Source organism: Chitinimonas naiadis (assembly GCF_054780835.1).
In genome coordinates this window covers 1-13,737 of record NZ_BAAGVO010000003.1, presented here as the reverse complement: position 1 = coordinate 13,737, position 13,737 = coordinate 1, and the positions used below count along the sequence as shown (strand labels likewise).

General features: G+C 61.4%; 12 protein-coding genes. 6 read left to right on the top strand and 6 right to left on the bottom strand.

The features are described from left to right. The first annotated feature begins 28 nt into the window (after positions 1 to 28). From ACYVHK_RS05340 to ACYVHK_RS05325, 4 genes are all read left to right on the top strand, one after another. The gene (locus ACYVHK_RS05340; RefSeq protein WP_460528384.1) at positions 29 to 1,450 is read left to right on the top strand and encodes a HAMP domain-containing sensor histidine kinase; all 1,422 of its coding nucleotides are present in this window, start codon (positions 29 to 31) and stop codon (positions 1,448 to 1,450) included. Next, complete coding sequence (locus ACYVHK_RS05335; protein ID WP_460528382.1) at positions 1,440 to 2,006, top strand: hypothetical protein; 567 nt, start codon at positions 1,440 to 1,442, stop codon at positions 2,004 to 2,006. The genes ACYVHK_RS05340 and ACYVHK_RS05335 overlap by 11 nt, the downstream gene beginning before the upstream one ends. Continuing rightward, positions 2,003 to 3,361: a sigma 54-interacting transcriptional regulator gene (locus ACYVHK_RS05330; protein WP_460528380.1), complete on the top strand. Its 1,359-nt coding sequence runs from the start codon at positions 2,003 to 2,005 to the stop codon at positions 3,359 to 3,361. The genes ACYVHK_RS05335 and ACYVHK_RS05330 overlap by 4 nt, the downstream gene beginning before the upstream one ends. A 243-nt stretch (positions 3,362 to 3,604) precedes the next feature. Continuing rightward, positions 3,605 to 3,946, top strand: coding sequence for a BON domain-containing protein (locus ACYVHK_RS05325; protein WP_460528378.1), 342 nt, complete (start codon positions 3,605 to 3,607; stop codon positions 3,944 to 3,946). Positions 3,947 to 4,115: 169 nt separating this feature from the next. Here the strand turns inward: ACYVHK_RS05325 and ACYVHK_RS05320 are convergent, their stop codons facing one another. Continuing rightward, complete coding sequence (locus ACYVHK_RS05320; protein ID WP_460528376.1) at positions 4,116 to 4,823, bottom strand: class I SAM-dependent methyltransferase; 708 nt, start codon at positions 4,821 to 4,823, stop codon at positions 4,116 to 4,118. A 50-nt stretch (positions 4,824 to 4,873) separates the two neighbouring features. Continuing rightward, entirely contained in the window at positions 4,874 to 6,349 is a 1,476-nt protein-coding gene (locus ACYVHK_RS05315; RefSeq protein ID WP_460528374.1) for an aminotransferase-like domain-containing protein, read from the bottom strand. A gap of 197 nt (positions 6,350 to 6,546) precedes the next feature. On the opposite strand from ACYVHK_RS05315, the gene ACYVHK_RS05310 reads away from it, so the two are divergent. Next, positions 6,547 to 6,822 carry a DUF2917 domain-containing protein gene (locus ACYVHK_RS05310; protein ID WP_460528372.1) on the top strand — a complete coding sequence of 92 codons (276 nt, stop codon included), beginning with the start codon at positions 6,547 to 6,549 and terminating at the stop codon, positions 6,820 to 6,822. An 81-nt stretch (positions 6,823 to 6,903) separates the two neighbouring features. Here the strand turns inward: ACYVHK_RS05310 and ACYVHK_RS05305 are convergent, their stop codons facing one another. The 3 genes from ACYVHK_RS05305 to ACYVHK_RS05295 all read right to left on the bottom strand — a co-directional run bounded on the left by ACYVHK_RS05305 (position 6,904) and on the right by ACYVHK_RS05295 (position 11,730). After that, entirely contained in the window at positions 6,904 to 8,469 is a 1,566-nt protein-coding gene (locus ACYVHK_RS05305) for a SpoVR family protein (RefSeq protein WP_460528370.1), read from the bottom strand. Continuing rightward, positions 8,466 to 9,734 (bottom strand): YeaH/YhbH family protein, encoded by a 1,269-nt coding sequence (locus ACYVHK_RS05300; protein ID WP_460528368.1) that lies wholly within the window; start codon positions 9,732 to 9,734, stop codon positions 8,466 to 8,468. Before ACYVHK_RS05300 ends, ACYVHK_RS05305 begins: the two co-directional genes overlap by 4 nt. A 73-nt stretch (positions 9,735 to 9,807) precedes the next feature. Further along, the gene (locus ACYVHK_RS05295; RefSeq protein WP_460528366.1) at positions 9,808 to 11,730 is read right to left on the bottom strand and encodes a PrkA family serine protein kinase; all 1,923 of its coding nucleotides are present in this window, start codon (positions 11,728 to 11,730) and stop codon (positions 9,808 to 9,810) included. Positions 11,731 to 11,962: 232 nt separating this feature from the next. Here ACYVHK_RS05295 and ACYVHK_RS05290 point away from each other — a divergent pair, with 232 nt between their 5' ends. Next, positions 11,963 to 12,550 (top strand): LexA family protein, encoded by a 588-nt coding sequence (locus ACYVHK_RS05290; protein ID WP_460528364.1) that lies wholly within the window; start codon positions 11,963 to 11,965, stop codon positions 12,548 to 12,550. A gap of 127 nt (positions 12,551 to 12,677) precedes the next feature. On the opposite strand, the gene ACYVHK_RS05285 is transcribed toward ACYVHK_RS05290, so the two are convergent. Further along, positions 12,678 to 13,535, bottom strand: coding sequence for a DUF2306 domain-containing protein (locus ACYVHK_RS05285; RefSeq protein WP_460528362.1), 858 nt, complete (start codon positions 13,533 to 13,535; stop codon positions 12,678 to 12,680). Positions 13,536 to 13,737: the final 202 nt, after the last annotated feature.

Here is a 13,737-nt window from a genome sequence, read left to right as displayed (position 1 = left end):
AATTAATAGGCATCATCAGCAGCTCACCATGCTTAGTCTGCTGCGTCCCTCCTTCCGCCAGCTATTGATGCTGGCCTTCCTGCTGGTAGCCGGCCTCCTGGGTGCGGCTTCCTTGCGCGCCCTGCTGACGCTGGAGAAACTGGTCACCCAGAGCCGCAGCAGTGCGGCCCACGCGGTACAACTGAGTGCCGACGCCCAATTGCTGGCAGAACGTAGTGTCACCATGGAACGAGCTGCCCGCCAGTTCCTGGTACTGGACGATACCGCCCTGCAGCAGCGCTATGCGGAAGCCAGCCGAGATGCCCAGAAAGCGCTGGACCGGCTCGCTCAAAGCCTGCCAGAAGCCGGTACGGTCAAGGATTGGCGACGGCACCAGGCCAGCATCACCAGTCAGTTGGAGGCAGAAGCAGTACCGGTCCGTGATCGGGAAGTCATCATCGCAGCCGACTTCGGCGCCCTGGCCGCGCTCAACGAAAAACTGGCCGATCAGGTCCGCGGCCGGATAGAGCAGCGCAATACCGCCTTGCTCGATGCACTGGAAGCCGGTCGCCTGCAACTGAGCGGCCAATTGCTGGTGGCCCTGCTGCTGACAGTCTGCCTCGCACTGGTATTCGGCCTATGGCTGGCACGCCCTCTGCGCCGACTGGAAGACGCCATCATTGGCCTGGGCGAGAATCACCTGGACCGGGCTATCGATGTGCGCGGCCCCGCCGACTTGCGCCTGCTGGGCCAACGACTGGACTGGCTACGGCAGCGGCTGCTGGAACTCGATGCCGACAAGGCACGCTTTCTGCGGCATATCTCCCATGAGCTGAAAACCCCGCTGGCCGCCTTGCGCGAAGGCGTGGCCCTGCTGGAGGACGGCGTCGCCGGCCCCTTGACACCGCAACAGACCGAGATCGCCCAGATACTGGCGCAGAATGTCGCCGCCCAGCAGGGGCAGATCGAAGATCTGCTGCGCTTTCATGCCGCCGCGTTCGACGCCCGGCAACTTAACCGCAGCCCTACCCCGCTGCATGGTCTGCTGATCAATGTCGTCAATACACAGCGTTTGCAATGGCAGGCCAAGAGCCTGCACCTGAAGGCGGCGGGTGAGTCGCTGACGGTGGAGATTGATGCCGACAAGCTGGCGGTTGCACTGGGCAACCTACTCTCCAATGCCATCCGCTTCAGCCCCCTTGGCGGGGAAATCCTGCTGACCGTATCGAGCCGGCCCGGCTGGGTGCAGATCACGGTTTCCGATCAGGGACCGGGCATTGCACCTGCCGACCGCCCCCGTATCTTCGAACCTTTCTACCAGGGTCAGCGCCAGCCCGCCGGCGCCCGTCGCGGCAGTGGCATCGGCCTGTCCATCGTGCAGGAGTATGTTACAGCCCATGGTGGCCGCATCGTGCTGACCGACGATGAACCTGGCACCCGCTTTCTGATCGAACTCCCCCATGACACCTAAATTCCTGCTTAGCCTGCTGTGCGCTACCCTGCTGGGTGGCTGCGCCGTGCCCCAACCCCAACCGCCGCGCGAGATACGTATTCCCATCCGCGAGGTCGATGCCAGCAGCCTGGCGCTGCGGGCGGTGCTCAACTATCAGGATCGCTTGCGGCAGATGCCCGCTGCGGAGCTCACGAAAGAATCTGGCCGGCTGGCGGAAGCACCTGCCGGGCCCACCACCAATATGGAACAAGCGTTACTCCTGCTGCAGCAACGGGGCTCGGGCGATGTCACGCGGGCGATCACACTGCTTGATGGCGTGAACCGGGATACTCGTCCGGAAGCGCAGCCCTATCAGTCCCTGGCACGACTGCTGCTCGGTATGCTGAATGAGCAGCGCAAGCTCGAAGAACAGCTGGATCGACAGGCTCAGGCCCAACGGGAACAGCAGCGCGAGCAACAACGAGAACAGCAGAAAAAACTCGACCAGCTCACCGAGAAACTCGAGGCGCTCAAGGCCATCGAGCGCAGCCTGACCAGTCGGCCCGCACCGCCGACCAACGGAGCCAAGCCATGAGTGCCCATATCCTGCTCGTCGACGACGACCCCGACCTGCTCAAGCTATTAAGCATGCGCCTGACTGCGGCGGGATACCGGGTCAGCCCGGTTGCCAGCGCCGAGGCCGCGCTGGCCAGGATGGCCATCGAGCCGCCACAGTTGGTGCTGAGCGATGTCCGTTTGCCGGACAAGGATGGCCTGGCCCTGTTTGGCGAAATCCATGCGCGACACCCCAGCCTCCCTGTCATCCTGCTGACGGCGCACGGAACGATCCCGGATGCGGTCGAGGCCACTGCCCGCGGGGTATTCGGTTATCTGACCAAACCCTTCGATGGCAAGCAACTGCTCGACAAGATCGCCCAGGCCTTGTCGCTGGCCTCACCCGGCGGCAACCATGCCGGCGAGGACGACAGCTGGCGAGCCCAGATCGTCAGCCGCTCCAGCCGCATGGCCGAGGTCCTGTCGGAAGCCAGGCTGGTCGCCGGGACCGATGCCAGCGTGTTGATCCGCGGCGATAGCGGCAGTGGCAAGGAGCTGCTGGCGCAGGCCATCCATCGCGCCAGCCCCAGGGCCGGCAAGCCGTTTGTTGCGGTGAACTGCGGCGCCATCCCCGAGGCACTACTGGAATCCGAACTGTTCGGTCACGTCAAAGGCGCGTTCACCGGTGCGGTCAACAATCACCGTGGACTGTTCCAGGCGGCCGACGGTGGCAGCCTGTTCCTCGACGAGATTGGCGACATGCCCCTGCCTTTGCAGGTCAAGCTGCTCCGGGTGCTGCAAGAACGTTCAGTACGCCCGGTGGGCGCCAGCCAGCCCATCCCCATCGACGTGCGGCTATTGTCGGCGACCCACCGTGACCTGGAAACGGCCCTGACCGACGGGCAGTTCCGCGAGGATCTCTACTACCGGCTCAATGTCGTCAGCCTCTACCTGCCGACCCTGGCCGAGCGACGCGAAGACGTACCGCTGCTGGCCAACCATTTCCTGGCCCGGCTGGCGGACAAGTACCAGAAACCCCTGAACGGCTTTGCCCCGGATGCGCTGGAAGCCCTTGCCACGGCGCCGTGGCCGGGCAATGTACGGCAGCTCTATAACGTGGTGGAGCAGGTGTCTGCGCTGGCTACCTCGACCTTGATCCCGCTATCGCTGGTACAGCGCGCGTTGCGGGCCACTGCCGTGGAGATATTGAGCTACAACGATGCCAAGCAGCGCTTCGAACTGGACTATCTGGTGCGCCTGCTCAAGCTGACCGATGGCAATGTGGCGGATGCCGCGAGGCTGGCGGAGCGCAACCGCACCGAGTTTTATCGGCTGCTGCAGAAGCATGAACTCAATCCCGCGCAATTTCGCACGCAACCCCCTGTCGCCGAATAGCGACAGGTACTCCCACCCTGTTTTCAGCCTCTTAGCCGGGAGCGCCCTCTGCCTGTCGCCTCCCGGCGACACAATTGACCTGATCCAGCGGCCCATCCGTGAGCCGACCAGCCGCCAATCCGGCACACCAATCCCATCCAATTGAATTGAAAGCGTTTTTCAGAGCTGGCACGGGCATTGCAATAGTGGGGATGTAACGCCGAAAACGCGTTGCCTTTCCAAACAACCGAAAGGATTCCAACTATGCAAAACCGCTATCTCGTACCCAGCCTGCTTGCTGCCATGATGATCGCCGCTCCCGCCATCGCCGCCGAACAGGTCAGCGACGCCAAGACTGCAGGCCCTGCAGCAACGGCAGGCCAGTTTGTCGACGACACCACCATCACCGCGAAGGTGAAGGCTGCACTGGTGGGTGACAAGACGGTTTCGGCCTTTGATGTGAAGGTCAGCACCGAGCAAGGCGTCGTGACCCTGACTGGTACCGTCGACAAGCCGGAATCCAGCGAACACGCCCTGCGTCTGGCTGCGGCCGTCGACGGTGTGAAGAGCGTCAACAGCCATCTGCAGTTGAAGGCCGCCAAGTAAGGCGTGCCCTGCGCGGATTGTGCCGCGCATCAACCGGGGTGCGCGATCACTCCCACCCCGGTTCCTCTCCCTGGAGGTTGTGAGCGCCCGTTTACAACCTGCTTTCATGGATCGACCTTCGGGTCGGTCCATTTTTCTTTGCGCACGGGATAAGGGCGGGTACCCAGCCTCAATCGGCCTTCTGTACCAGTACGGCCGCCAATCCGAAAGCCCGCCAGTATTCCTGCCTGAGCTGCAGGCCAGCCGCAGCCAGCAAGGCACCACGGCGCTGATCGGAAACAGGATGGACGTTGACACGCAGGTGATGGAAATCCAGTTCCACCTGCTCTGGCCGGTCGCGGCTGGCGTCTTGCTGTGCCCGCCAGGCACGGAACAGGTTTTCGAACGTCGCCTCGCCAGGTTCACCGCCCAGATCGGCCAGCAGCAGGTAGCCACCCGGTCGCAGCGTCGTTGCCAGGGCGGACAGGAACTGTTGCTTGGCGCCGTCATCCGGCAGGAAGTGCATCACCAGCAATGACGTCACGGCGTCGTAGCCCTGCCCCAGCACGACCTCGCCGGGCTTGCCCTCGATCAGCCGCACACGCTCCGCGATGCCCGCCGCCTGGCACTTTTCGGCGGCCAGCGCATTCATGTCGCCCGAGGGCTCCACCCCCTGCAGCGACCAGGCGGGGGCCAGTGCAGCGTAGCGCAGCAACTCTTCACCGGTACCACTGCCGGCCACCAGCACCTTGGCGCTAGCGGGCAGCAGCTGACCCAGCAAGGCGGCCGAGAGCGTGTGCAGCCACTCGTAGGCCGGGATCAGTTGCCGTATCTTGCGATCATAGGCAGCGGCATGGCGCGCGTCGTAACGCACGCCTTGTTCGATGGAAGCAGTCATGGTCAGAGTCTAGCGCATCGGCTGCCGCTCACCGCCCCGGCAGGCGAGGATCAGCCCAGTTCGAACAGGTTATGCGTATCCAACGGGATAGCAGGACGACTGCTGGCCTCCAGCTGTCGCCGGGCAATCTCCCCCAGGCGCTTGAGCCGCGCCTCCACTTCGGCCGACCAGGGTTCGCCACAGCAAAGCCGCAGGTAGTTGCGATAGGCATTGCGTGCGGAGAACAGGGGGCCGGGGGCGAAGCTGATGCCCTCCTCGATCGACTCCTGCAGGATGCGGGTACTGTCTGAGCCCGCCGGCAGTTCGACCCAGCACAGATAACCACCACGCGGCCGTGTCCAGCGCGTTCCCTCCGGGAAGTAGCGGGCCAGGCCCTCGTTCATGTGATCCAGCTGATCGGCGCAGAGTCGCCGCAGGCGCCGCATATGGTGGTCGTAGCCACCGCTTTCCAGGAAGCGGGCCAGCGTGGCCTGGGTAATGGCAGGCGTGGAGAAGGTATTGATGTACTTGAGTATCTCCACCCGCGAGCGATACCGCCCCGGCGCGATCCAGCCCACCCGCATGCCCGGTGCCACCAGCTTGGTGTAGCTGGCGACGTAGAGCACGTTACCGGTCTCGTCAAAGGCCTTGGCCGGGCGGGGACGTTCGCGGCCCTGGTAGAACTCGCCGTAGATATCGTCCTCGATCAGGGGAACCTGGCGCTCGGCCAACAGCTGCACCACCTGCTGCTTGGCCTCGTCGCTCATCATGCTGCCGGTGGGGTTGCTGAAGTTGGGCATGAGTACGCAGGCGGCGATGCCGCCATCACGACTGGCCAGTTCCAGCGCGGGCACCGAGATACCGTGTACCGGATCGGTCGGTATCTCCAATGCCTTCAGACCCATGGATTCGAACAGCTGCAGCAAGCCAAAGTAGGTCGGCGATTCGACAGCGACAACATCACCCGGCTGCGTGGTCGCACGCAAAGCCAGGTTCAGGGCCTCGATGCCACCGGCGGTGATCTGGACATCGTCGGCGCTCAAGCGGCCGCCCCACTCCATCGCATGCCTTGCCACTTGCCGGCGCAGGACTTCCAGACCACGGGTACCGCCGTACTCGGACAACAGCGTGGGAGAGTGCCGCAGCGCCTCGTTCATCAGCTTCTGCAACTGGGTATTGGGGAAGCACTCCGGCGCCATGACTGCGTAGCAGAAGCCATGCTGGCGGCCGCGGGTCAGCTGCAGGTAGTCCCACAGCCGCCGGTTGACCGTGACTGCGGCGGGCGCGCTTGATGGGCGGGAGGGCGGCGGCGGCGCCACCAGCTTCTGCCGGACAAAGAATCCCGATTGCGGCCTGGCCTCCAGCAGCCCCCTATCCTCCAGCAAGCGGAAAGCCTCGGTCACGGTAGAGAGACTGATGCCACGACGATCACGCAATTCACGCAGGCTGGGCAACTTGTCGCCCGGCTGCAGGGTGCCACTGGCGATCTGCGCGGCGATCTCATCGGCTAACGCGGCATAGAGCGTGGCAGAGCGATCTTGAACCATGGCGGACCTTCCAGAGGATTTGGATAGTGATCTTGCGCCGCAACAAAGCGCCCGCCAAGAAACAGTTGTCACTGAAATGTACCGTGACAGTTGGGACAGCAACCGTACTGTTCTGCACCAAACAAGGACAGTCTGGGCCTAAAAATCCTCGCTTGTTCGACGTAATCTAGGCACCGTCACCAACCAGGAGTGCCGCCATGAAAACCCACCAGCTCGTCGCCAATGCCCTTTGCACCTGCAATGCCCCGGCCGGCACCCGCATCAAGGTGGAGAGCGGCATCATCTGGTTCACCGCTGCCGGTGCCGATATCGTCCTCGGTCGAGGCCATGACTACCAGCTCGCCATGGACGAAGAGTTGCTGATCCAAGCCATGACCGATAGCCGCTTCAGCGTCGATACCCGCCAGCTCGCGCATACCCAGCCCTACACGCAGCGCCTGAAAAACTGGCTGCCCCGTTTGTCATTGGGCTGACGTACCCAGGGCGAAAGGCGCGATGCCTTTCGCCTGCCTCGCCGCACGATGGGCGGGGTGAGGCAGGCCCCAGCACAAAATCTATGAGCCGCCGTGCCGCTTCTCCATCTTGCAGTCATAGGTCAGGATCACCCGACCATCCGCGTCGCAGCTCTCGAGCTTGACCGAGAACCCCCACAGCCTGGCGATATGCTTCAGCACCTCGTGCACCGAGTTGCCGAGCGGCCGGCGGTTATGCTGGATATGGCGCAGGGTCAATGAGCGGTCGCCACGGGTATTGACCTCCCAGACCTGGATATTGGGTTCGCGGTTGCCCAGGTTGTACTGATCGGCCAGGCGACGACGAATATCCCGATAGCCTTCGTCGTTATGGATGGCGCTGATCTCCAGTTGCGCCTCGTGATCATCGTCACGCACCGCGAACAGCCGGAAATCCCGGATCAGCTTTGGTGACAGGTATTGGGCGATAAAGCTCTCGTCCTTGAAGTTCTTCATGGCGAACTCCAGCGCCGGCCGCCATTCGGTACCCGCCAGATCCGGGAACCAGCGGTAGTCTTCCTCGGTCGGGGCCTCGCAGATCCGCTTGATGTCGTTGTACATGGCAAAACCCAGCGCATACGGGTTGATGCCCGAATACCAGCGGCTGTTGACCGGTGGCTGGTAGACGACGTTGGTGTGCGAGTGCAGAAACTCCATGATGGCGCCATCGCTGATCAGCCCCTCGTCGTACAGGCGATTCATGATGGTGTAGTGCCAGAAGGTCGCCCAGCCCTCGTTCATGACTTGGGTCTGGCGCTGCGGGTAGAAGTACTGCGCCACCTTGCGCACGATGCGGACCACTTCGCGCTGCCACGGCTCCAGCAGTGGCGCGAACTTCTCGATGAAATACAGCAGGTTCTCCTGGGGTTCGGCCGGGAAACGACGGGACTCCGCCTTCTCGGCCTCCTCCACCCGGCGCGGCAAGGTACGCCACAGGTCATTGACCTGGCTTTGCAGGTATTCCGCCCGCTCGCTCAGGCGGGCCTGCTCGTCCGCCGCCGAGAGCTTGGGCGGCCGCTTGTAGCGATCCACGCCGTAGTTCATCAAGGCGTGGCAGCTATCGAGCAGTTCTTCGACCGCGTCGACCCCGTAGCGCTCCTCGCACTGCCGGATGTACTGGCGGGCAAATACCAGGTAGTCGATGATCGCGCTGGCATCGGTCCAGGCCCGGAACAGGTAGTTACCCTTGAAGAAACTGTTGTGGCCAAAGGCGGCATGTGCGATCACCAGCGCCTGCATGGTGATCGAGTTCTCTTCCATCAGGTAGGCGATACAGGGGCTGGAATTGATGACGATCTCGTAGGCCAGCCCCATCTGGCCGCGCTTGTAGCCCTTCTCGGTGCTCAGGAAGTGTTTGCCGTAGCTCCAATGGTGGTACATCACCGGCATGCCCACCGAGGCATAGGCATCCATCATCTGCTCGGCGGTGATGATCTCGAGCTGGTTGGGATAGGTATCCAGCTCGAAATCCTTGGCGATCCGCTCTATCTCCCGGTAGTACTGGTCGATCAGGTCGAAGGTCCATTCCGACCCAGTGGACAAGGGACCCTTGGGGCGACGGGCCCGCTTGCGTTTGGCGCTACTGGGCGTGACCATGATCTCAGTCATACATTGGCCGCATTCTTCTTGAACAGGTCGCGGAACACCGGGTAGATATCCGCCGGTGACTGAATCTTGCGCATGGCGAACTGGGGACAGGCCTCGCTCACCCGCTCGTACTCCATCCAGAGGTTCTGCGGTTCTCCTTCGGTAATTTCGATATAGGCGTAATACTGCACCATGGGCAGGATGTGCCCGAGCAGGATGTCCTTGCAGACCACCGAGTCGCTGTCCCAGTTGTCGCCGTCGCTGGCCTGGGCGATGTAGATATTCCAGTCATTGGTCGGGAAGCGCTCGGCGATAATCTGATCCACCAGTTTCAGCGCCGAACTCACGACCGTCCCACCGGTATCGCGGGCATGGAAAAAGTCGTGCTCGTTCACCTCCTGCGCCTGGGTATGGTGCCGTACGAACACCACCTCGATCTTTTCGTAGGCCCGGGTCAGGAACAGGTAAAGCAGGATGAAGAAGCGCTTGGCCGTATCCTTCTTCTGCTCGTCCATCGAGCCTGATACGTCCATCACGCAGAACATCACCGCCTGGGTATGCGGCCGGGGCTGCTTGACCCGGTTGCTGTAGCGCAGGTCGAACGGGTCGATAAAGGGAATGCCGAGTATGCGGGTCTTGAGCGAATGGATTTCTTCACGCAGGGCGATGACCTCGGGGTCATCCTCGTCGCGCCGTTCCAGCAGGACATCCAGCTCCTCACGCGCTTCATTGAGACGTGCCATCGGCCCGGCCGTCAGCGCGATCCTGCGGCCCAACGCCCCCTTGAGCGAGCGGACCACATCAATATTGGAGGGGGTACCGTCGGTGCTGTAGCCAGCCCGCACATGCTTGAAGGCCTCGGTCGCCGTCAGCTGCGTCTTCACGAGGTTGGGCAGTTCAAGGTCCTCAAAGAAGAAATTGAGGAACTCTTCGCGGCTCAGTTCAAAGGCAAAATCATCCTCGCCCTCACCATCCTGGGAGGCCTTGCCGCCACCGCCACCACCGCCCTCTTCTGGCCGGTCTATCCTGTCCCCCTGCAGGTACTCCTTGTTGCCGGGGTGCACAGTCTCCCAGACCCCGCCTCGCGCGTGGCCGAAGACCGGTTCGGAGACGTCCTTGACCGGAATGGATACCTTCTCGCCGCTGTCGATATCGGTGATCGACCGCCCTTTGACGGCCCGGGTGACCGCCTCCTTGATCTGTCCCTTGAAGCGCCTCAGGAACCGATCCCGGTTGATGGCGGATTTGTTCTTGCCGTTGAGCCTTCGGTCTATCAGGTGCGCCATGTTGAACCTCGCGTAAGTCGTGTGCCGTCAGCTGGGCCTCGGTGCCCAGCGACCAGAACACCCGCCTTGCGCCTCAGGAAGACTTCCTTACCCGCAGATACCAATCACACAGCAGTCTGACCTGCTTGGCGGTGTAGCCCTTGGCCACCATGCGATTGACGAAATCCTCATGTTTCTTGGCGTCCTCATTGCTCGCCTTGGCATTGAAGGAAATCACCGGTAACAACTCTTCGGTATTGGAGAACATCTTCTTCTCGATCACCGAGCGCAGCTTCTCGTAGCTGGTCCAGGTCGGATTCTTGCCACCGTTGTTGGCCCGGGCACGCAGCACGAAGTTGACGATCTCGTTACGGAAGTCCTTGGGATTGCTGATACCCGCCGGCTTCTCGATCTTCTCCAGCTCATTGTTGAGCGCGTTGCGATCGAAACTCTCACCGGTATCCTGGTCACGGTACTCCTGGTCCTGGATCCAGAAGTCGGCAAAGGTCACATAGCGGTCGAAGATGTTCTGCCCGTACTCGGAATAGCTTTCCAGGTAAGCGGTCTGGATCTCCTTGCCGATGAACTCGACATAGCGCCCCGCCAGGTACTCCTTGATATAGGCGAGGTACTTCTGCTCGGTCTCGGGCGCGAACTGCTCGCGCTCCACCTGCTGCTCCAGCACATACAGCAGATGGACCGGGTTGGCAGCCACTTCGGAGTGATCGAAATTGAAGACCTTGGACAGGATCTTGAAGGCCCAGCGGGTCGACAAGCCATCCATGCCTTCATCGACACCTGCGAAGTCCCGGTATTCCTGAATGGATTTGGCCTTGGGATCGGTATCCTTCAGGTTGTCGCCATCGTAGACCTGCATCTTGGAATAGATACTGGAATTCTCCGGATCCTTCAGCCTCGACAGGATGGAGAACTGCGACATCATCTTGAGCGTGCCGGGGGCGCAGGGGGAATTGTTCAGCGAGGAATTACGGACCAGCTTCTCGTAGATCTTCACCTCTTCGCTGACGCGCAGACAGTAAGGCACTTTGACGATATAGATCCGGTCGAGGAAGGCTTCGTTGTTCTTGTTGTTCTTGAACTGCTTCCATTCAGATTCGTTCGAGTGGGCCAGCACGATGCCATCGAAGGGGATGGCACCAAAGCCTTCAGTTCCCTTGAAGTTGCCTTCCTGGGTCGCCGTCAGCAACGGATGCAGCACCTTGATCGGCGCCTTGAACATTTCGACGAATTCGAGCAAACCCTGATTGGCCAGACACAGGCCGCCCGAATAGCTATAGGCATCCGGGTCATCCTGGGCGTATTTCTCGAGTTTGCGGATATCGACCTTGCCAGTCAGCGAACTGATGTCCTGGTTGTTCTCGTCACCGGGCTCGGTCTTGGCGACCGCGATCTGCTTGAGCACGGAAGGGTAGCGCTTCACCACCCGGAACTGATCGATATCCCCGTTAAATTCCTGCAGCCGCTTCACCGCCCAGGGGCTAGGTATGCACTTCAAGTAGCGGCGCGGTATGCCGTATTGTTCCTCGAGGATGGGGCCGTCTTCCGCATCGCTGAACAGACCCAGCGGCGACTCATTGACCGGGCTCCCTTTAACGCAATAGAACGGCACCTTCTCCATCAGCTCCTTGAGCTTTTCGGCGATCGACGACTTACCGCCACCTACCGGGCCCAGCAAATAAAGGATCTGCTTCTTTTCCTCCAAGCCCTGCGCAGCGTGCCGGAAGTAGGCAACCACCTGCTCGATCACCTCCTCCATGCCGTAGAACTCGCGGAAGGCCGGGTAGATACGGATCATCTTGTTGGCGAATACCCGCGATAGCCTCGTATCGTTGCGGGTATCCAGCATCACCGGTTCACCTATCGCCATCAACATGCGTTCGGGAGCCGTTGCATAGGCGCCTGGCTCGCGCTTGCACAGGTCCAGATACTCGCGAAGGCTCATTTCCTCCTCGCGGGTACGGTCGTAACGGCTGCTGAAATTGGCGAAAATATCCATGGCGATCCCTCTCGTTCAGACATGTCGGACAGCGACACAAGGTTTGGAACGGTACGCGGGCAAAAGTTCGCGCGGGGAAGATGAAACAGGTCTTGTTGTTCTGCGGGGAGTCAATTCGGTATAGCACATGCTGGCCATTTGCCTTGTGCAAGCACACTCCCTGCACGAGGCACTTGCCAAGAGAACGTACGTTCTCTAAAGTTGGCGAACAAACGTTCACCATTGGATCATCATGAGCGAATTCGAACGCGATCTCGACTATCTGGGACGCCTTCAGGACTACTACGCAGATGAGCGATGTCTGCCCTCTTACGCCCGGCTGATGAGCCTGTTCGGCTTCGCCAGCAAATCGGCCGTCTCCAAGTTGCTGACACGGCTGCAGCTGCAAGGTTTCCTCTCCCGCAGCTCGGATGGCGACTGGGTGCCAGCGGATCGCTTCTTCGAGCGCACCATGTCGGCCGAGCCCGTCCCTGCCGGGATGCCGGTTGCTGCCCGGGATGTGGGTAGCGATGCGTTCGCGATCGACCAGTACCTGATCAACCGGCCATCACATACGCATCTGATCCCGGTGAAGGGCGACTCCATGATCGACGCCGGCATCCATTCCGGCGATCTGGCAGTGGTGGAGCGCAGGGCCATCGCCAACCCGGGGGACATCGTGGTCGCCATCGTCGACGACGAGTTCACGCTCAAGACCCTGGGGCGCGAAGCGGGCAAGTTCGTGCTGTTGCCAGCCAACCCGGCTTATCCGGTGATACGACCGCAAGGTACGCTGGAGATCTTTGGCGTCATGGTCGGCCTGGTACGCAAGTACCGCTGATACACCGTAGCGAACAAAAGCCCAGGCCCACGTCTGGGCTCTTTGCTATTGGTGTGGGCAAAATGACGGTTCCCGTTGGCCCGCTATCGGCACCGAGACCGGTCACGCATAAGGCCAGCCATGGTGGCTAACTCGCCATGCGTGGCAGCCACATTCCCATTGCGGCCACGGCCACACCACCCGCCATCGCCAGGCTCAGGCTGGTCAGCACGGCTGCAACCAGCAGGCTAAGCCATTTATCTGCCCGCCGCTGGGCCAGGAAATACAGCTCAAGCATGGCCAAGGGCAGCAGGTAGTCTGCAAATGCCAGCACCGTGAGCGTAGGTCCGGTAAAGCTATGCATATCGAAACCGACCGGCCCCTGGTTCAGCATCAGCCAGAACATGAGGCCCACCCGGAAAAACCACACGCCACTGACTACCATGAACAAGCGCAACGCCCAGCGCCGATGCTGGTCGAAGCGTCGTTGCCGGGCGGCCCGCCACGCCAGCGCGGCAAAGACAAAGATCAGGATTGCGTCGAGGGTCAGCCCCAGGTGTTGGCTCAGGTCACCAACCGCCCCTTTTACCCACACCATATAAAGGCCGGCACTGCTCGCCAGCAAGGCGCCGAGCATGTAGAGACGTCCATTCCATCGGTGCAGTAACGGTACTCTCTGCCGCAGCCAGGGCAGCAGCTGCAACAGGCCGCCACTGATGACCAGCCCGGCCAAGGCCACATGCACCACCATGGCGGCATTACCCAGCATATCGCCAGGCCGCCAGGCATGGGGAACCACCTTGTTCCAGGCAAGGAATTGCCCGGCCACTGCATGCCGTCCATAGAAAGCCAGCAGATAGGCCACGAACATCAGCTGCCCGACGACCACTGCGGAGAACCAGATGCGGCCGGCGCCATTGAGCAAGTGACGCGACCAGGCCGCCGCTCCTGCTGTGCCCCTTACTGCATATCCAAGCTGCGCATCTACTGCTGCGGGCGTAGTCATGTCGTTTCCAGGCTAAAGAGATCAATCAGCACTATGGAAAATGGGAATGAATTTGAGCAGGACTTCCAGATGGATTGCGCCAATCGGGGCATGAAATACCGTAAGCGCCGATACGATGCAGCGCTACCCGGAGCCCAGAACGCACCAAGCCCCGCGGGTTCACCGCGGGTGCTTGGTCTGGTTCAATGCGCTTATCTCGCGG